This is a genomic window from Veillonella atypica KON (assembly GCF_002959915.1).
GTDB classification, from domain to species: domain Bacteria; phylum Bacillota; class Negativicutes; order Veillonellales; family Veillonellaceae; genus Veillonella; species Veillonella atypica.
Genome location: NZ_PPDE01000008.1, coordinates 724,494 through 744,637, shown reverse-complemented (window position 1 = coordinate 744,637; position 20,144 = coordinate 724,494). Strand labels below are relative to the sequence as shown.

Here is a 20,144-nt window from a genome sequence, read left to right as displayed (position 1 = left end):
GGTTTTTATGAAAGTATCAAAGAAACAACGTTTATCTCTATATGTGGGATTAGCTCTTGTATTTGGTAGCACAATTAGTGCACCTAGCGTATTAGCTGCTGATGCAGGGGATTCCCATACGATTGTTGTTACTGCAACGCGTAGTGAACAACAACTTTCACAAGTACCAGCTAGTGTGGGTGTGGTTACAGGCGACGATATCCGCGAACGTCACGCGACTAATATGAATGAAGCGATGCGTATCGTACCGGGGGTAGATATCAATACGTACGGTGGTGGTGTAGGTTACACGAATTCTAATGCGTTCCGTATTAATGGTTCCGACCAAGTATTATATTTGGTAGACGGTATCAATATGGGCGCCGCTGGCGTGAATCCACCGATGACAATTTTGAAAGATATGTCTAGCATCGATCGTATTGAAGTACAACGCGGTGCCGGTTCTACATTGTACGGTTCTGGCGCTATCGGTGGTGTTGTGAACGTAATCACGGCAAAACCTGAGGAAGGCGTTCAAACTAAGCTTCGCATGATGGGCGGCAGCAATGATTTAGAACAATACGCTCTCTTGAACGAAGGTAGCAAAAAGGATTGGTACTGGCGTGTAGGGTACCAAAAAGATATCATCGGTTCCTATAAAGATGGTCATGGCAAACGCATTCTGCAACATGGCAACAGCCATACTGGTTCCTTCATGGTAGGCAACAAAATCAATGACAAAAATGATGTGAAAGTATTCTATGATACCTATCGCGGTGATGCGATGTATTCTGACCACTTGGGTGCTCTCAATCACATTCGTTATGGTACAGAAGCAAGTGATTCATTCCGTGCAGTTTGGAATAATAACATCAACAAACGTTGGAGCCATCAATTGTACGTATTAGATAATCATTATAAAACTAAATATGATGGTTATTTAACAGATATTAAGACTCGTGCGTTTGGTGACCAAGTGACGTATAAAGCAAAAGATCATACCGTAGTTGGCGGTATTGATTGGCGTCAAGATAAGGTGCTTAATATGGGTGGTGTAAAACTTACGAACACATCTTACTTCGTACAAGATGAGTGGAAGGTTGCTCCAAAATGGACTGTCTTACCAGGTGTTCGCGTTGACCATCACTCCGCATTTGGCACGCATACATCCCCATCCATTAGCGTTGGCTACGATGTGAATGCTAAAACGAATGTATATGCAGCGTACAAAGAATATTTCTTGGCTCCTACACCATATCAACTCTTTGATGGCACAAATGGCAACCGCAATTTGAAACCTGAAACAGGTCATGAATGGAGCGTCGGTGTTCATCATAAATTCGGTAAAACTTGGAACAGCAATCTCAACTTCTTTAGTCGCAGTACAAAAGATAAAATTGGTTGGGTAATGACAAACCCTGTACCATTGTCAGGTGAATACCGTAATTTTGATACAGAAAAAGCATATGGCATCAATGCAGATGTACGCAAACAATTAACGAAACATTTATCTGCCCGCCTCGGTTATACATATACTCATATTGATGCTACACCAACTCGCAAAGCAAATCGCGATGGTTATGTACCTAAACATGCAGTCAATGCAGGTCTCGATTACAACGATGCTAAATGGGATGCTCATTTGGATATTCGCGGTGTCATCGACCGTCCAGGTCCTGCGGCTAATATCTTCCCTCGTACAACATATTGGATTACTGATATAAGTGCTAACTATCGCGTGCGTGAAAATGTGACTGTATTTGGTCGCATCAATAACCTATTTGATACATACTATGCAGAACAATCTAGCGTTCGTTGGGGCCACGCTGGTGATTGGTGGCCAGGTCAAGGTCGCAACTTCCGCTTAGGTATTGAAGTTACCATCTAATTCATCGCATAAGTAAAAAAACTGATAAGGCTGTAAGCTATAATGATAAAACTATAGATTTTCTCTTGTAAAAGCACTATAATAGAATGTATCTATATATATCAATGTATGCGTATTACAGCCTTATTTTTGTGTAAGGCGTTTATTTAGAGGAGTTGGATTCTGTATGGAACTACCGGTTTTATCCCCGTATATGATGGCTCGCAAGCCGTCGGGGATCCGCATGGGGCAAATTAAATTTTTAGAGCGAAAGAACCCACCTATTTTGGTTAATGGTTCTATTGGTAATGTTATGCGTCCTATGCATCCCGCCATGCAGCGCCGACTATTTACTCTAGGCGGACCAAATAGTCCTTTCAGTACGGGCATCGTGCCATATGTACCAACAACGGGGACCGATGAATGTCGTGAAGCATTCTTGCATATTTTGCGTAGCCAAGGTTTCGATACAACAGGCCTTAATGTACTCGTTACAGATGGTGCGTCCATGGCGATGGAAATCATCATGCTTGGCGTTTGTGGCGGTGCAGGTGAAGAGGAACGTCCTCTATTGATGTTTAATCCGTCCTACACGAACTACGATGCGGTAGGTCATCGCATTGGTCGTAAAACGGTAACCGTAGAACGACGCCTGAACGAGAATGGCGAATTTGAATTGCCATCCATTGAAACCGTGGAAAAACGCATTATAGAAACAAAACCAGGGGCATTGTTGATTATTCCTTACGACAATCCAACTGGTCAACTATTCAGCAAAGAAACTTTGATTGAATATGCATCTTTGTGCGTAAAATATAATTTATGGATTATTTCCGATGAAGCCTATCGTGAATTGGCCTACGAAAAAGGCAAGGAAACATCTAGTATTTGGACATTGACGAATAAGGATGTACCAGGTATCGAAGGCCGTCGTATTAGTCTTGAAACGGCCTCTAAGGTTTGGAATGCTTGTGGCCTTCGCATTGGCGCCATCATTACAGACAATGCGTTGTGCTATGAAAAATCTGTTGCTGAATATACGGCGAATCTCAGTGCTAATACGCTTGGTCAATATATTTTTGGTGCCTTGGCTCATGAAAGCCACGCTGATCTTCATAACTGGTATGAGCAACAACGTGATTACTATCGCAAAATGATTTATGAACTTCACAAGGGATTTAAAGAGGTAGAACCAGATTTCATTATTTCTAATCCAGAAGCGTCCATCTATTTCGTTATCGATGTACGCAATGTAGCAAAACCTGGCTTTGATGGCGTTGAATTTGCTGCTTGGTGTGCTGAACACGGCCGTGTGACCTTGGATGATGGCAATGACTATACATTGCTCATGGCTCCACTTAACGGATTCTACAGTGGTGTCGATAGGGAACACAATCCTGGTAAGACACAACTTCGCGTATCCTTCTGCGAAAACCCAGATCTTTTAAAACTAGCGCCTGTATTGCTATCTAAACTATTTAGAGCATACGAAGCGCAACGATAAATAAAAATGGATATGGAATTATATGCTGAATTAACAGACTCTATTGAGTATGCATTAGACGAGGCTGATTTTGCAGCAAAAGAAAGTAAAGTTAGATTCTCTGGCACCGATGTTTTTCGTCGCGTAAGGGAGAGAATCGATGGAGCAGAAAAATAAATTTAAAAGGAGCTATATTGCTGAGGATACCCTCTAGCAGTATAGCTCCTTTATTGTTCCCTATAAAGCAATGATAGGGAGTTGTGTTTAGGTATTATCTTTTTCATAGTCTAGTCCCTTAGTAGATATGCCTATGCTTTGTTGTTGATTTAGCATAGAACTATCCTCTGTTGATGGATAGGATGTGTCGTCTAAGGTTACTGTTTCCAATAATTTGTCGATATTATCGGTTTGGATGGATACTTCTTTGTTGTACCATTCGCCAAACTCGCGGATAACTGTTTCATTGCGCCTATAATAGGTGTATTGGTCAATTTTTCGCGATTCCACAAGGCCTGCACGCTCTAACATAGTCATAAATGTAGATACAGACGATTGCGATACACCACAGCGTTTTTGGATACTCTTAACGCTAACGCTGTTTGGAAAATCGATGAGAGTTTTAAAGTGTACTTGAACACCGAATTCTTGCTCTGGGTGCTTTAGCCACAATATAATATCTAACCGATGTGGATTGGATAATGCTTTCAGAATTCTTTGCGGATCCATATGGCCTCCTTGAGGTAAATACCAAAATGTTGAGTGCCTTACTTTGACCGTGGTCTTGCATTATGCGGTCGTATTATATACGCGTCTTGCTCCGTATAGAGAATATTACTTACATTTATCATACGCTAATTTTTATGTGAAAGCTAGGAAAATTTATAAATTTTTTGAGGACGGCTGTAGGGGGATTCTAAAAGCCTCTACCGGCCAGGTCTGTTCCTTCGGAACAGGGCCAAAGTCGTTTTTAGAATCCCCCTACAGCCTCTCTAAAAACTTTATGTGAGAAAGGGAAAGGGCTACGCAGGGCCAAAGTCGTCTTTTGAAAGCCCTCACCTCCCGCTAAAAACTTTATGTGCTAGAAGAGAAAGGCCTGCGTGGGACGCAGGCCGTAAAGGTAGAGTTTAGAAGAATACTCATAGTGCTTTATTTATAAATCTCATTATATATAAATAGTAAATTTATATTAAGAGGATTATAATTAAATTGTATAGTTAGTTCGTGTTTGTATAAAATGGAGAAGAGGGCGTATATTGTGAGCTATAAGTCTTTAAATGGTTTAATGCGACATTTACGAAATCAAGGTATTGATATTAGAGGAACGACCGATAAACGACTATTAAGAAATAGTGGGTATTTTCATGGATATAAAGGTTATAGATTTTTTAAACAACCTACTAACCGACTGGCGATTCAAGATTATCGTGAAGTTGAAGCTATTATTCGATATGATAGTGAGCTTAAGTCATTGTTATATAGTAAATTAATGTTTATAGAAACTGCCGTTAAAAATATTGTACTTGAAGAGGTTTTAAATTTTATACAATCTGAGCATATTAATGATATGTTTAGATTAGCTGTTGAAGGGTTTCATAATTCTCCTACAACACTTGGTAGAGAGCAAAAGCAAAAAATTCAACAAAATAAGTTATTGCTACAAAAAATGATCCAAAGCATATTATTAGATCAATATAAATCCAGAAATACTAAAATTACGCATTTTTATGACAATCATGCTTCAGAGGTTCCTATATGGGCTTTGTTTGAAGTTATGATGTTAGGTCAGTTTGGTAAATTATTAGCTAGTTTTACTATTGCTGCTAGAGATAGAATATCTCATAGTTTAGGTATAGGAGTCCAATTTGATACAAATCGTAAATTGCTATCGAACTATATCTATTTACTTAAGGATTTAAGAAATGCTGTAGCACATAATGGAATAGTTTTTGATGCTCGCTTTAAGTCTTTTAATGCCACACGAAGTATGTCTAGTTATATGGTACATTATTTTAATTTACCTTTTGTTAACTTTGATACGATAGGTGATTACATTATTTTGATTTCTTGGTTTTTGAAAACATTATGTGTACCTAAAAAAGAAATCTTATCTTTTATTAAACAGTATGAAAAATTAGTAGTAGATGTAAGACAAAATGTTAATACTAGAGTAGAATATGCAATTGTTCCAGCTAATTTAAGTGGGCGTCTTAGTCAGTTGAAATTGGTTATATCTAGTTGATTGTTTTTATAAGTTGTATTATAATAATGTTAATTGCGGTATGTCTTTTCGGAGCATACTTGATGGGCTGGTCTCGACCAGCCCATTTTTTATTATTTGTCTTTAGACTGGTTCGCGACGTAGTCGCGAATCATAAAACCACCCGCTATGCGGGTGCGGCAACGAAAGTTATACAAAAAAATCACCTTGCTTAAGTATAATGTAGGTGTTCAAGCCGCATTATATACAAAAGAAAGGTGATTTTATATGGCAACAAAGACACAGAGCCTTGCGCACACAAAATGGTTATGCAAATACCACATAGTATTTACACCTAAGTATAGACGTAAAGTTATATATAATCAATACAGAAATAGTTTACGTGAAATACTGAGACGTTTATGTGAATATAAGGGCGTCAAGATTATAGAGGGGGAGCTTATGGCAGATCATGTGCATATGCTAGTGTTAATTCCACCTAAAATATCAGTTTCATCTTTTATGGGATATCTAAAGGGTAAAAGTGCACTAATGATGTTCGATAAACACGCAAACTTAAAGTATAAATTTGGAAATAGACACTTTTGGTCCGAGGGATATTATGTAAGTACGGTAGGATTAAATGAAGCTACCGTAAAAAAATATATACGTGAGCAAGAGTTACATGACCAAATGAAAGATAAACTTAGTGTAAAAGAATATGAGGACCCTTTTAAGGGTAGCAAGTAATACATATCCCCTTTAAGGGGACCGTTACGAGTCAATGGCTATGCGGCTTGAACGTAGTGAAAGCCAGCGCCTTTAGACGCTGGCCTAGTACTACGGGCTTATAGCCCGTGAGCAAACCACCCGTTTTACGGGTGGTTCTGATTGTCTGTCCAAGAAAATGGGTGCAGATCAATTTGTAAGCATAAGCTATCTTCTTTTTGCAATTCTAATTGCTCTTGCTTGTGAGTTTTTACCGCAAAATAAGTTTGAGCTAATGCGATTACCTCTTTACGCGGATCACCATTCATAGCGATTAAGTAACAAGCGTATCTAGAGAGTACTATATCTTGTATACTACGTTGTAAGTTAGCCCCAACATCTACCAATTTGTTGATGTCAACAAATTCGGATTGAACCATATGACCACTGGCTTCACAAGCATTTTTTGCCTTTTCAATAATTTTATAAAAATTTCGCCATTCGGAGTATTCAAGTATCCCTTGTAAATCCCTAGCATACCAATACTCATTACCTTCGTCATCAAGTTGTTTTATCGAATCAAAAGGCGATGTATACGAACCTGTACTAGTATCTTCCTCAAGAAAAAAGAAAAACATATAAGTTTCACCTCCTATTATGATATGTGTCCATTTCTCTGTATACATACTATTTACCTAAGTCGATAGTTTTTTATTAAAAGAATCTTGCTGTTAAACATGTTAGAGCGTGTAACGGTATTGTAAAGCGGTGTAAGTATGGACATAATAAAATAGCTAACAAGTTTAGCAAATACATTAACGCTACTGGTACTAGCACTAGCAATTTTAAAACTTGTTAGCAAAGACTAAAAAGCAGGCGGGTGAAAGCCCAGCCACCTTCTCGACATCATTGTAAATCAACGAGGTGAATTATGCAATATTTAGAATGGCTGATTAATATAGCGACTATTATTGTTTTAATATTAGTAATCGGATGTTTTGTTAGAAGATTATGAAATTGAAATTTGGACTAGATGGTATTATGACTACACAAGAGGCTGCAGAACGGTGGAATGTTACTGCCGAGTCACTTAAACAAAACTGTAGAGGGCGTGTGAAGTATGGATTTTTAGAAGGTGAGTTTAGAAAGTCGAAGAAAATCTGGCTTGTAACCCGTCAAGGGATGGAAAGGCTATATGGAAAGGAAAGACTTAAATAATTAAAACTACTCTATATAGATTAAAGTCAAAAAGATAAATACCACATATTGACAATTAGCATAAAAAGTAATAAAATTAACAGTGTAGTTAATCCTATTACTTTATTAGATAACTACACTGTGTTTAGGAGGAAGCATAATGGCAACATCATACGGCAAGATTCTTAGAAAAATAAGAATTGATAAAGACGAACTTTTAAAAGATATGGCCGAAAACTTGTGTATGACCTCTGCTTATCTTTCATCGATTGAAAATGGAAAACGGCCAATTCCTACAGACTTAACTAATAAGATAAAGAGTTACTATGGTTTAAGTCAAGATATTGTAATGGAATTACAATCTGCAGAGGACAGTGTTAGAACTAATATTGATATTGATTTATCTCAAGTAAATCATAACCAGAAAACAATGGTTTTGACGTTAGCTAGACAGTTTGAAAAGTTAACAGATGAACAATTAGAAGAAATTCGTTGTATTTTAGAAAAGTAGGTGGTTTGAAATATGGCTGGTTTATCTGTACCTCCATTGAGTTTGAAACAAATTCGTAAAAGATGTGAGTTGATTAGAACAATATTCGATATACCATTAAATGCACCGGTTGATATTGTGAAAGTATTTGAATATATACTTACGCAAATTGGCGTAGAATTCGAAATTGTACCAAAACATGAAATGGGTACCAAGCATGGAGAAACAATTCCAAGCGAAAACAGAATTCGTATTAGAGAAGATGTATATGAACGTGCTTGCAATGGCTATGGTCGAGACAGATTAACTATGGCACATGAATTAGGACATCTATTATTACATCGTGCAGAGACGATTACGTTTGCGAGAGAAGATGGAGATATACCACCATATAAAGATCCTGAGTGGCAAGCGAATGCATTTGCAGGTGAATTACTAGCACCATATGAATATATTAAAGATATGAGCGTAATAGACATAGCACGTTATTATGGAATCACAGAAAAAGCAGCATCAATACAAAGAAGAAGAAAGTAAGTAAGGAGGTATTGATATGATGGCAATAAAAAAACAGCCACCAAGTGGTTGAATACAAGGGGCTGTAGCCAATTTTATAAGCTGCAACTTATAAAATTGAATCTGAACGTAAATGGTCAGACTAATTTAGTTATCAAAGTTATTTTAGCATTTACATGAAGGTTTTGCAATAGTCCCAGAAGGGAGGCCTTTATGTGGATATTCTGTAAAGAGTATACAAACCGTTGGGGCAAACGAATGATTGCATCCGAATACGGATATACATGCTGGCGCTTTTGGGTGCCCGTGAAAAAGAAGAAATCCTCTAATTAATGTTAGAGGTATTAAGTTAGTGATGTATATATGCTGACTATATGTATTCATTAACTTGATATGGGGACTTCTACATTTAGAGATGTGGAAGTCCTCTTTTAGTTAAAAAGATTTATTTGACTTATGTCAGACAAAATATATAGTATAGTTAAGGCAGACATAAGGAAGGAGGTGATGCCATTGAAGAAGTTATGGAAGATAACAAAAAAGTGGCTACCAATAATAACCGCGTTTATCCAGCTTGCAATCGCAATAATACAGTTATTAAATCAGTAACCACAGGGGCTCGTAAGAGCCCCAATCTTCCTAACTATTATAACAATGGCGAGCATATGATTTCAAGATTAACTTTAATAATTAGTATTATTGCTTTTGTGTTATCCGTTTATAATCTATTAGTAATATTAGGAGTTCTATAATGAAATTAGATGATGTAATGACCACACAAGAGGCGGCAGAACGCTGGAATGTTACTGCTGATTCTCTTAAACAAAACTGTAGGGGTCGTGTAAAGAATGGATTTTTAGAAGGAGAATTTAGAAAATCAGGGAAAATGTGGCTTGTCACTAGACAAGGTATGGAACGTCTATATGGTAAAGAAATAAAGTCTTTATAAATTTATTCTGATAAATATTGCATAGACAATAAATTAGTAATCACTTATGATTGGTATATAATACTATTTCTCATTAGGAGGTTCCAAATGGCAGTAGATGTAGCTAGAACACAAGATGTATATAAAGATGCTGGTCAAAGTGTCAATTTCACAACATTATTATTAAATCGTAAAGATCGCGATGCAGAATTAGAAGTCATCCAAGATATGGCTGATCGTATTCAAGCCATTAAACGTTCTGTTAGTATTCGTGCTAATGGCGAAGGCTTGGGTATCGCTTTTGGCTTTAGCCGTAAAGCATGGGATTATTTATTCCCTAATGCACCTGTACCAAAAGAGTTAGAAGACTTCCAAGGTATTAAAGGTGATAAACAAGACGTGCCAGCTGTAGCGGCTGATTTGTTCTTACATGTTCGTTCCAATAATGAATCTGTTACATATACTGTAGTGGATCAAATCATGGAATTCTTGCGTCCTATTACATCTGTAGTTGATGAAACTCATGGTTTCCATTATGAACAAGGTCGTGCTATTATCGATTTCGTTGATGGTACGGAAAATCCTGTAGGCCAAGAAGCAGTAGAGTGGGGCGTTATCGGTGATGAAGACCCTGAATTCACTAATGGTTCTTATGCATTTGCACAAAAATATGAACACGACCTTGATGCTTGGCGTGCACTTCCTACAGAAATGCAAGAAAAATTCATTGGCCGTCGTAAATTCAGCGATATTGAATTGGAAGATGATGAAAAAGATCCAGCAGCTCACAATGTAGTAGCTCAAGACAATCGCGATGACGAAGAACATAAAATCGTTCGTATGAATGTACCATTTGCACAACCTGGCCAAGGTGTGCGTGGCACATATTTCATCGGCTATGCTCGTTACTGGGATGTAACGAAAACAATGCTTACGAATATGTTCACACAAAACGACAAATTGCTCGATTACTCTAAACCTATTACGGGTATGTTGTTCTTTATTCCATCCCTTGATACATTGGATGCTATTGCAGAAGGTGAATTATAATCGTTGTCTTTTGCCGATATATGCAATGATAAAATAATATATAATAAAATCTATAGAGAGCGCCCCTTTTGGGGCGCTTTTATGCTATAATTAGAGAATATTATTGATTCTGTAGAATTTTAGTTTGTAGAGGTTGCCCATGAATTATACAAGTACACGTGGCACTGTTGCCGTAAATGAAACATATGCATTATTACATGGTTTGGCAGAAGATGGTGGTTTATACGTACCAGCTTTATTTCCAACAAATTGCTTAAGCTATAACGACATTAAAGATAAACCGTACCAAGAGGTAGCTGCTGTTGTATTAGCAAAATTATTCCCTTGCTTCTCCGAAGCACACCTTAAGGAAATGATTAACTCCGCTTACAGCGATGTAAACTTTAGCACCCGCGATATTGCACCTCTACATTCTTTACTTGAAAAAGTATCCGTATTGGAATTATTCCATGGCAGTACACAAGCGTTTAAAGATATGGCGCTTTCACTATTCCCATATTTATTGGTAGCCGCAAAAGAAGCGGAAGGGGAAGATAAAGAGGTTCTTATCCTAACAGCTACATCTGGTGATACAGGCAAGGCTGCCCTTGAAGGGTTTAAAGATGTACCTGGTACGCATATTCAAGTATTCTATCCAACTGATGGCGTTAGCCCTATGCAAGCAGAACAAATGCAAAAGCAAGAAGGCGCTAATGTTAACGTAACGGCTATTCATGGCAACTTTGATGATGCTCAACAATTCTTGAAACGTTTATTCGTCGATGCAGAGACAGCTAAAGAAGTAGCCGAAAAAGGCGTTATGTTCTCCAGTGCGAACTCCATTAACATTGGTCGTTTGGCACCGCAAGTGGTATATTATGTGAATGCTTATGCTGAGCTTGTTGCACAAGGTGCTATCCATGAAGATGAAGCATTTAATGTAGTGGTTCCAACAGGTAACTTTGGTAACATATTGGCTGCTTACTATGCTAAAAAGATGGGTATTCCTATCGGTAAATTGATCTGTGCATCCAATCAAAATAATGTACTTACGGATTTCTTTAGAACTGGTACATACGATATGAATCGTCCGTTCTATACGACGATTTCTCCATCCATGGATATCCTTGAATCCTCTAACTTTGAACGTTTCTTGTACTATATTTCCGGTGAGGATAGTGAAAGAACAGCTCAATGGATGAAGGATTTGAAATCTACAGGCAAATTATCTGTCAATGAAGAAGAATTTAAACGTGTTCAAGCTAATTTCAGCGGTGCCTATGTAAATGATGAAGAAACAAAGGCCATTATTGAGCAAGTGTATAATTCCTATGGATATTTAATGGATCCTCATACCGCTGTTGCGATGGGCGCATATATGAAAGAATTAGAAGCACATCCAGAGGATGGTGCTCGTCATACGATCATCGCATCTACTGCACATCCATTTAAATTCCCAACACCTATTTGTGAGGCTCTTGATATTAAGGTTGGTTCTACCCCTTATGAAAGCTTAGATAATATCTCTGCTGTAACTGGTGTAGCATTCCCTAAACAATTGGCTGCGTTAAAGGCTAAATCGTTGCGCTTTACAAAAGCCATCGACAAAGAAAATATGAAACAAGAAATTCTAGATTTTGTTGATACATTCTCTAAATAATAATTGCCGCCTCTCCTTGTAGGGGCGGTTTCTTATTGTATTGGTTATCGATATATTGTATCGACGAGATAGGAGGATATATGGCAAAAAAAGGGTTAATCTATGCGCTTCTTTCGGCACTTTTGCTGAGTACTATGAATTTGTTCGTTAAGATGCTAGGATCGAATATTCCATCTGGAGAGATTGCATTCTTTCGAGGATTATTTGGCACCGTTGCAGTTCTTATCGTTATGTATATAAAGGGCATCCGCTTTTCCACGGAGGACCGGGGCTTGCTTGTTATGCGAGGTCTCTATGGCGGTTTTGGCATGGTGTGTAACTTTATAGCCTTGGTACATATGAAGATGTCTGATGCTACCATATTGTTTCAAACATCGGGCATTTTCGTGTTTATCTTTAGCGCCTTTTTCTTAAAGGAACGCGTTCCAAAGGGTGCTGGTAAATGGCTTATTCTAATCTTCATAGCCGTGATGGTGATGGTTAATCCGTTTAGCTATGGTGGATTTACCTGGTATGCACTAGTCGCTGTATTGGGTGCTGCTTTATCGGCCGCAGCTTATACGACGATTCGCTCTATTAGTAAGCATGGTAAGCATAGTAATTTTGAAATTATGGCGTATTTTTTGATTACAGGTATGATTGCCGGTCTTGTGACGACCGATGGATTTGTAATGCCAGAAGGTCAAGAATGGCTCATTATTACTGCTATTGGCGGTATAACCGTAGTGGCTCAATTCTTCTTGACGGGTGCTTTTGTTACAACAAATGCTGTTGTAGCTCAATTCTTGCAATATATAGGCGTCTTTATTAGCTCCTTCTATGGTTTTTTATTCTTTGGTGAAAGCTTATCCATCGAAACGGTAGGCGCTGGTATCGCCATGTTTGTGGCGTCCGTTATGTTGGCACGCTTAAAAGAGCAAAATGGTCCTATACGTGAAGGCAAGGTTATAGAGGAAAAAACAAAATAAATGTCGAATACTATATAAGTAGTATTGGTGCATAATCAAGATGCGACCATCAATTAGGGATATCATTGTATGGTTGCATCTTTTTGTATATTGTAGGAGTGTGATGGCTATGTTTATGGAGTGGATTAAAATTGAGAATTACCGTAATCTCGTAGATATTGAACTACACTTTCACAATGATATCAATTACTTTGTAGGCGAAAATGCAGTGGGGAAATCCAATTTTCTTGACCTCTTAGAGCAAATGATGAATGCACGAGGTTTTCAAGAAAGTGACTTTGCTGATGTACATAGACCGATACGCATTGAGTGTAAAATGTCCTTTTCTGAGCTTACTACATCATTTCAGGATATGATTGGTCCAGAAGATGGTATGTATCTACGCCTTGAACAAGTGGTACAAGAGGTATATCCACGACTCTATAAGATGGATGGAGAGAAATTGACACCGGTACCATTGTCTATGTTGCGCCATACAATATATATGTGTCATCGCGATACATCGGAAGCGGAACTTTATTCCATTCCTACATCGGTGTATATGGAACTGGGGAAACAGCTTGTTACCTATCTGCCTAAGACTGGATTGACATCAGATGATGCCATCGCATTAGATAGCTTTATCAATGTAAGAATGGGGCTTGATCCCGAATGTGTTCTTAATATTCAGCGTCTTGTAGAACTATTAACATCCTCTACAGAGGCAAACTTAATTCGTAAGTATTCCATAGATAATGTACGCCTTATCATGGCGGTAGCGCTAAAGATTTTGGCTCAAATTTACATGAAGGTGCACAGTGCATCCTCAAATTTAGAATCATTGCTCGTGTATGACAGTGAAGGCCGTCGATTTTTACCTGTCTTTATCAGCGTAGATGAGCCGGAATTGCATTTGAGTCCTTATTTGCAACGAGCCGTGCTCAGCTATTATCGTCAAATTGCGACCAATGAAAATGCTGAATTTTTAGCATTAATTAAACAGTTATTTCAAATTGATGGTCTATTGGGTCAATTATTTGTGGTAACTCATAGTACCGATGCATTGGTAGACGATTATCGTCATATTATACGCATGTATCGTGATGAAACGGGTCTCGTTCGCGCAGCATGCGGGGTGACATTTAAATTTGCTCGAGAAGTAGAAAAGCATTTAATCATGCATTTCCCTGAAGCGAAGGAAGCCCTCTATGCACGGTGTATCATCTTGGTGGAAGGGGAAACTGAGTATGGTAGTTTTGCAGGTATTGCCAAAAAATTAAATGTAGATTTTGATTATTTTGGTATATGTCTTATTAATGCACGTGGAGAATCTTCTATTAGTAAACTTCATAAATTATTTAAAAGCTTTGCCATTCCAACGGTAGCACTCTATGACCGAGATGTAATGGATAAGCATAGCAAGTCTCATGTTAATGTGTTTTACACGAATGAAATCTGTTTTGAAATGGATGTAGTGTCCCATTTAATTCAACATCATCATCGGGATATATTGGATGCCATTATTCAAGATCTTATCGACACAGGGCGTGGTATGGTAACAAAGGATATGGCCCGCCGCGGTTTTGCTAAGTTGGGGCTTGATGATCATCAAGTGGTACAACGATGTTTGAAAAATATCAAGGCAAAGGATATAGATACATTATTGGCGTACTATTTCTCTTGGTTTTATAGCAATAAAGGTGTGATTGTAGGGCGTAGAATTGCCTACTATATACCTGAGCATATGATTCCACCAGCCTTTATTGCGGTTATTGAACGGGCTAAAGTTTTATCTCTAGAATCATCTGTTATAAAAATAGAATGATAAGTATATTAAAAACTTTCAATAAACTATATCGAAAAATCTTGACATAGATGCAGTTTTCTTTTATGATTAATGAGGTTAATTCTTCCGAACGGTTTTAAGTGTGAGTAGGAGTTAAACATGAAGGAATTTATCAAAGAGTTTAAAGAGTTCGCTTTTAAAGGGAACATGATGGACCTCGCTGTAGGTATGATTATTGGTGCAGCTTTCACAGCATTAGTGAATTCTGTAGTTAGCAATTTGTTCATGCCATTAATCAGCGTGTTCACTGGTGGTATTGATTTTAGCAATCTATATTTGCCATTAAGTGAAGCATCTAAAGAGGCATTTGTAAATGGTGCTGATATTGCAACAGCTCGCTCTTCTGGTGCTGTATTGCCTTACGGTACATTCATTACTGACCTTATTCAATTCTTAATCTTAGCATTCGTTGTATTCTTAATGATTCGCGCGTTGACGAAGCTAATGCAAAGTGCTAAGAAAGAAGCTGAAGAAGCACCAGCGACTACAAAAGAATGTCCATTCTGTAAAACAGAAATCAATATTGATGCGGTTAAATGTCCTAACTGTACATCTGATTTAAAATAATCAACACACTAAGAAAGAGTTCTAGAAGCATAATGCTTTTAGAACTCTTTTTTGTTGTAACTTAGCCCTGAGTTTTGGTAAATTTCCAATTATAGGATACAATATAGATACATATAGTTTTCGTTGTAAATGATATGTTGTTACAGCATTTTAGAATATATAGAAGGGATGAAATGATTATGGAACGTAAACCATTAGTAGTGGTACCTGGCTTAGTGCGACGTGATGCTATTGCCTATTTACAAGAACATGTTGACGTACGTCAGTGGACAGAAAAAACTAAAATGCCTAGAGAGGTTTTAAAAGAATGGTTACGCGATGCTGATGGTTTGTGGTCTATTAATTCCATATCGGTTGATGCGGACCTTGTGAAAGATGCGCCTAATTTAAAGGTCATTGCACAAGCCTCAGTAGGCTATGACAATGTAAAGATTGATGAACTTACGGCGGCGGGCATTCCTTATGGCAATACGCCAGGTGTTCTCAACGAAACCGTAGCAGAACTCGCTTTCACATTGATTGCTACGGCCAGTCGGCGCATTATTGAAAATGCAGCCTTTGTAAAAAATGGCCGTTGGGCTGAGCGTCCTTCTAATATTAAGGGCTTTGATTTGAGTCGCCGCACATTGGGTATCATTGGTATGGGCGCCATCGGTGTTTCCATTTCTCGACGTGCTCGCGCCTTTGGTATGACCGTTGTATATCATAATCGACATCAACGTAATGACGATAAATTGTATAGAACAACATATATGGAATTAGATGAGCTACTCGCTACGAGTGATGTGGTATGTATCATGGCGCCACTTACGGATGAAACGTATCATATGTGCGATGCCGAGTTCTTTAAGAAAATGAAAAAGACCGCATTGTTCGTCAATGTAGGTCGCGGTGCCATCGTTGATACAGATGCACTCATCGATGCTCTTAAAACTGGTGAAATCGATTATGCTGCACTTGATGTAACTGATCCAGAACCACTACCAGCAGATCATCCATTATTGTCCATTGATAACTGTTTAATTGTTCCTCATATTGGTTCGTATACAGATCGCACGCGATATGATATGTCCATGTTGACAGCGAATAATATCATTGCTGGTGTTCATAAAAAACCTCTACAAACATGTGTTAACGAAGAGGTGAATTATAAAATGTGCGGTCCTATATAAAATATGGTAAAATAAAAGAATATTTATCGTATGGAGGTTGTAACGTTGGAACATAAAGATACTGAACAAACTGTAGCTCCTGAAGAAGTTGTATCCATTAACTTTATCGAAGCTGAAATAAATAAAGATAATGAAGAGGGCGTATATGGTGGCCGTGTACATACGCGATTCCCACCAGAACCAAATGGGTATTTACATATCGGTCATGCTAAGTCCATTTGCCTTAACTTTGGGTTAGGCGAAGAATACAAGGGCTTAACCAATTTGCGATTTGATGACACAAATCCAGAAAAGGAAGATGTGGAATATGTAAATTCCATTAAGGAAGACGTGGAATGGCTTGGATTCCATTGGGATGGCGACGTACGCTATGCATCTGATTACTTTGGCAAAATGTATGATTATGCTAAAAAGCTTATCTCCTTGGGTAAGGCTTATGTAGATGATCAAACAGCAGAAGAAATTCGTCAAACGCGTGGCGATTTCTCTACACCAGGTACAAATAGCCCATATCGCGATCGCTCTGTAGAAGAAAATTTAAAACTCTTTGAAGAAATGAAAGAGGGGAAATACAAGGATGGCGAAAAGGTATTACGCGCTAAAATTGATATGGCGGATCCTAATATCGTCATGCGCGATCCTGTATTGTATCGTATTGTAAATGCAGAGCATCACCGTACAGGATCTGAATGGAGCATTTATCCAATGTACGACTTTGCACATCCTATTGAGGATGCTATTGAACGCATTACCCATTCCGTATGTACATTGGAATTTGAAGTGCATCGTCCATTGTATAATTGGGTTCTCGAAGATTGGGAAGACACTGAAAAACCTCGCCAAATCGAATTCGCTCGTTTAAATGTAACAAAAATGGTTATGTCTAAACGCAAATTACGTGCTCTTGTAGAGGCTGGCCTCGTATCCGGTTGGGATGATCCTCGTATGCCTACCATTTCTGGCTTGCGCCGTCGTGGCTATACACCAGAAGCCATCCGTGATTTCTGCGACCGCATTGGCGTAGCTAAGGCTGATAGCACTGTAGATATTGCATTGCTTGAATTCTGTATTCGTGAAGATTTGAAATTAAAAGCTCCACGTCCAATGGTTGTCATCGACCCTGTTAAGGTTATTATCGATAATTATCCAGAAGGTCAAACAGAACCTTGTGTGGTTGAAAATAATCCAGAAAATGAAGAACTCGGTACTCGTGAAGTTATGTTTGGTCGCGAAATTTATATTGAGCGCGCCGACTTTATGGAAGAACCGGTTAAGAAATTCTTCCGCTTGGCTCCGGGAAAAGAAGTACGCTTAAAAGGCGCTTATTTCATTACTTGCCAATCTGTTGTAAAGGATGAAAACGGTACCATTACTGAAATCCATTGTACCTATGACCCTGAAACGAAGAGCGGTAGTGGTTGCACACGTAAGGTAAAGGGTACATTGCATTGGGTTGAAGCTTCTACGGCTGTAGATATTGAAACTCGTTTATATGACTACTTGCTTAAAGAAGAATCCGATGGTAAAGACTTCTTAGCTGATTTTAATCATGAATCGTTACAGGTTATGCACAGTAAAGGTGAAGCAAGCCTTGCTAATACTGTTCCTGGCGATAGATTCCAATTCTTGCGCCAAGGTTATTTCGTAACTGATAAGGATAGCACTGCCGATCATATTGTGGTAAACCGCATCGTAGGTTTACGTGATACATGGGCAAAACAACAAAAGAAATAGTTGTGATTATACCGCCCCTTTAAGGGGCGGTTTTGTTTAGGAGAAAACTATGAAATCAATGATAGCTTTAGCTCTCGCTGGTGTTGTAGCGATGAGCACACCTGTACTTGTTGATGCGGCTAATATTAATGCTAGTAAATATGCCGCTGCATATGGAACGTATAATGGTATGAAACTTAACGAAGGTGTTACGATTTATGCCAATGCGCCAAAGGCTTTGTTCGCCGGCGCAGGTAAAACCGATGTAAAAACGGCTCTTATGCAAGCTGGTGCCAGCCGTGCCGAGGTATATACGCTTAACGTAAAACGAGAAAATGAAATGAATTACGCTGTATTTGCGAATGTGGTCGTAGGTGGTAAACATAATCTTGTTAACACCAAGCATGTGAGTACTGATGCCAGTGATGTCGGTAATTTGGTGGCGTCTATCAATGGAGGTAAAGCTGCTGAGCTAGGCCAATACCAAGTGGTGACACCTTTGGCTAAGCATAATAAAACATATGTAGGTGCACTAAAATATACAAGTAAAGATAATAATAATTCTTATAATGAGATTCTTCATATTGCTGTTTCTGAAAGTAAATACGAGGGCCCTAGTGTGCGATTTATCGCTATAGATGAAGAAAGTGATGCTAAGGTATTTCCTCGCGTGAGCAACTTGCTAACTAGTAAATAATAAATAATTATTGAAATAAATTATCAATTATCTTGACAATATTTCTCATCGAGAGTACTATGTGTATATAGTAATCAATCTCAAGTAATGAGGCGGATTCTATATAGATATGCAACAGGCAGGTACGACTATGATGAATTCAATTGACAATATCATTGGATTTCATTGTGCACCGGCAATTCGAGGCATTAAGGTCTCGAATTTGGTTTCTATTCCACGGGACATGAATGAACAAATCCAATTCGTTTTGACTGAATATAATAAAGAGTTTAATGAAAAGGGTTTATTCTTCTTTGAATTATGTCGCTGTAAAGCACGTAGACTACTATTGGTGTTCCGTGAAACACAATTACGAGACTATGTACGGCAACCTGCGGTGATGACATTTTTGAAAGCCTACGGTTATCAAGATAGTATGAGCATTATGGAGATGCTTGAACATTTGCGATATCGTATGGAATCAAGCGTTGATTTCCCTCATGAAATTGGTGTATTCCTTGGATATCCATTAATGGATGTGAAGTATTTTATTTCTCGTCGCGGTAATGGATACTCTATGTGTGGTGAATGGAAGGTTTACCACGATGTAGTAGATGCACAACGCTCTTTCCTATGTTACAAAGCATGTCGTGAATTTTGTCAAACTCAATTGATGTTGGGAAAAACATTTAGTTCATTGGTCGCAAGAACGGCCTAGGAGGTACAAGATGATTGGTGTAATTTTTTGGTCCGGTACAGGCAATACAGAAAGAATGGCTTATGAAGTAGCTGAAGGTATCAAAGCTGCAGGTCAAGACGTAGAAGTGAAATCCGTTTCTGAAGTATCTGTTGATGAAGCAGCAGCTTACGATAAATTGGCTCTTGGTTGCGCTGACATGGGTGCTGAACAATTAGAAGAAGGCGAATTCGAACCATTCTACACTGAATTAGAAGGTAAATTGAGTGGTAAAAAAGTAGCAATCTTTGGCTCCTATGGTTGGGGTGGCACTTGGTTAGAAGACTGGGGCACTCGCATTAAAGATGCTGGCGGCGAATTAGTAGCTGACGGTGTAGCAATCTTGGGTGAACCAGATGATGACGGCAATGCACAATGCCAAGAATTGGGTAAAACATTAGCTAACGCATAACAACTTCATATTATATAAAGA

At 38.4% G+C, this 20,144-nt stretch carries 21 protein-coding genes; 19 read left to right on the top strand and 2 right to left on the bottom strand.

What is annotated here, in order from left to right; all coding sequences use genetic code 11:
• Positions 1-7: 7 nt before the first annotated feature.
• The 3 genes from VAHSUH02_RS07465 (at position 8) to VAHSUH02_RS09705 (ending at position 3,506) form a co-directional block, all read left to right on the top strand.
• Positions 8-1,867 (top strand): TonB-dependent receptor plug domain-containing protein, encoded by a 1,860-nt coding sequence (locus tag VAHSUH02_RS07465; RefSeq protein ID WP_038148888.1) that lies wholly within the window; start codon positions 8-10, stop codon positions 1,865-1,867.
• 166 nt (positions 1,868-2,033) lie between these two features.
• Complete coding sequence (locus tag VAHSUH02_RS07460; protein WP_005383745.1) at positions 2,034-3,350, top strand: pyridoxal phosphate-dependent aminotransferase; 1,317 nt, start codon at positions 2,034-2,036, stop codon at positions 3,348-3,350.
• 6 nt (positions 3,351-3,356) lie between these two features.
• On the top strand, positions 3,357-3,506 hold the full coding sequence (locus tag VAHSUH02_RS09705) for a hypothetical protein (protein ID WP_005383747.1): 150 nt from the start codon (positions 3,357-3,359) through the stop codon (positions 3,504-3,506).
• A gap of 87 nt (positions 3,507-3,593) precedes the next feature.
• Here VAHSUH02_RS09705 and VAHSUH02_RS07455 read toward each other — a convergent pair whose 3' ends face one another.
• Positions 3,594-4,055 (bottom strand): ArsR/SmtB family transcription factor, encoded by a 462-nt coding sequence (locus VAHSUH02_RS07455; protein ID WP_005383749.1) that lies wholly within the window; start codon positions 4,053-4,055, stop codon positions 3,594-3,596.
• A 529-nt stretch (positions 4,056-4,584) separates the two neighbouring features.
• Between VAHSUH02_RS07455 and VAHSUH02_RS07450 the strand changes: the two genes are divergently transcribed.
• Positions 4,585-5,568, top strand: coding sequence for an Abi family protein (locus tag VAHSUH02_RS07450; protein WP_105112053.1), 984 nt, complete (start codon positions 4,585-4,587; stop codon positions 5,566-5,568).
• 246 nt (positions 5,569-5,814) lie between these two features.
• Positions 5,815-6,276, top strand: a complete 462-nt coding sequence (gene tnpA, locus VAHSUH02_RS07445) for an IS200/IS605 family transposase (protein WP_005380067.1) — start codon at positions 5,815-5,817, stop codon at positions 6,274-6,276.
• Between the two features lie 125 nt (positions 6,277-6,401).
• On the opposite strand, the gene VAHSUH02_RS07440 is transcribed toward tnpA, so the two are convergent.
• Entirely contained in the window at positions 6,402-6,872 is a 471-nt protein-coding gene (locus VAHSUH02_RS07440) for a BRO family protein (RefSeq protein WP_051022576.1), read from the bottom strand.
• Positions 6,873-7,245: 373 nt separating this feature from the next.
• Between VAHSUH02_RS07440 and VAHSUH02_RS07435 the strand changes: the two genes are divergently transcribed.
• The 14 genes from VAHSUH02_RS07435 to VAHSUH02_RS07365 all read left to right on the top strand — a co-directional run bounded on the left by VAHSUH02_RS07435 (position 7,246) and on the right by VAHSUH02_RS07365 (position 20,123).
• Positions 7,246-7,452 carry a helix-turn-helix domain-containing protein gene (locus tag VAHSUH02_RS07435; protein WP_005382532.1) on the top strand — a complete coding sequence of 69 codons (207 nt, stop codon included), beginning with the start codon at positions 7,246-7,248 and terminating at the stop codon, positions 7,450-7,452.
• Between the two features lie 139 nt (positions 7,453-7,591).
• Complete coding sequence (locus VAHSUH02_RS07430; protein ID WP_005382534.1) at positions 7,592-7,942, top strand: helix-turn-helix domain-containing protein; 351 nt, start codon at positions 7,592-7,594, stop codon at positions 7,940-7,942.
• Between the two features lie 12 nt (positions 7,943-7,954).
• On the top strand, positions 7,955-8,458 hold the full coding sequence (locus VAHSUH02_RS07425; RefSeq protein ID WP_005382536.1) for an ImmA/IrrE family metallo-endopeptidase: 504 nt from the start codon (positions 7,955-7,957) through the stop codon (positions 8,456-8,458).
• Between the two features lie 730 nt (positions 8,459-9,188).
• The gene (locus VAHSUH02_RS07415) at positions 9,189-9,386 is read left to right on the top strand and encodes a helix-turn-helix domain-containing protein (RefSeq protein WP_005382541.1); all 198 of its coding nucleotides are present in this window, start codon (positions 9,189-9,191) and stop codon (positions 9,384-9,386) included.
• Positions 9,387-9,473: 87 nt separating this feature from the next.
• Entirely contained in the window at positions 9,474-10,415 is a 942-nt protein-coding gene (locus VAHSUH02_RS07410; RefSeq protein ID WP_005382543.1) for a Dyp-type peroxidase, read from the top strand.
• A 139-nt stretch (positions 10,416-10,554) separates the two neighbouring features.
• Positions 10,555-12,054, top strand: coding sequence for a threonine synthase (gene thrC / locus VAHSUH02_RS07405; RefSeq protein WP_005382544.1), 1,500 nt, complete (start codon positions 10,555-10,557; stop codon positions 12,052-12,054).
• An 80-nt stretch (positions 12,055-12,134) separates the two neighbouring features.
• Positions 12,135-13,022, top strand: a complete 888-nt coding sequence (locus VAHSUH02_RS07400) for a DMT family transporter (protein ID WP_005382545.1) — start codon at positions 12,135-12,137, stop codon at positions 13,020-13,022.
• A gap of 109 nt (positions 13,023-13,131) precedes the next feature.
• Entirely contained in the window at positions 13,132-14,826 is a 1,695-nt protein-coding gene (locus VAHSUH02_RS07395) for an ATP-dependent nuclease (protein WP_038148664.1), read from the top strand.
• Positions 14,827-14,946: 120 nt separating this feature from the next.
• Entirely contained in the window at positions 14,947-15,414 is a 468-nt protein-coding gene (gene mscL, locus VAHSUH02_RS07390; protein ID WP_005382547.1) for a large conductance mechanosensitive channel protein MscL, read from the top strand.
• Between the two features lie 179 nt (positions 15,415-15,593).
• Entirely contained in the window at positions 15,594-16,586 is a 993-nt protein-coding gene (locus VAHSUH02_RS07385) for a 2-hydroxyacid dehydrogenase (protein WP_169996420.1), read from the top strand.
• 45 nt (positions 16,587-16,631) lie between these two features.
• The gene (locus VAHSUH02_RS07380) at positions 16,632-18,320 is read left to right on the top strand and encodes a glutamine--tRNA ligase/YqeY domain fusion protein (protein ID WP_038148620.1); all 1,689 of its coding nucleotides are present in this window, start codon (positions 16,632-16,634) and stop codon (positions 18,318-18,320) included.
• Between the two features lie 49 nt (positions 18,321-18,369).
• Positions 18,370-18,996, top strand: a complete 627-nt coding sequence (locus tag VAHSUH02_RS07375) for a hypothetical protein (protein ID WP_005380715.1) — start codon at positions 18,370-18,372, stop codon at positions 18,994-18,996.
• A 109-nt stretch (positions 18,997-19,105) separates the two neighbouring features.
• Positions 19,106-19,693 (top strand): DUF3793 family protein, encoded by a 588-nt coding sequence (locus tag VAHSUH02_RS07370; protein ID WP_005377411.1) that lies wholly within the window; start codon positions 19,106-19,108, stop codon positions 19,691-19,693.
• Between the two features lie 10 nt (positions 19,694-19,703).
• Positions 19,704-20,123 carry a flavodoxin gene (locus tag VAHSUH02_RS07365; RefSeq protein ID WP_005377355.1) on the top strand — a complete coding sequence of 140 codons (420 nt, stop codon included), beginning with the start codon at positions 19,704-19,706 and terminating at the stop codon, positions 20,121-20,123.
• Positions 20,124-20,144 lie beyond the last annotated feature (21 nt).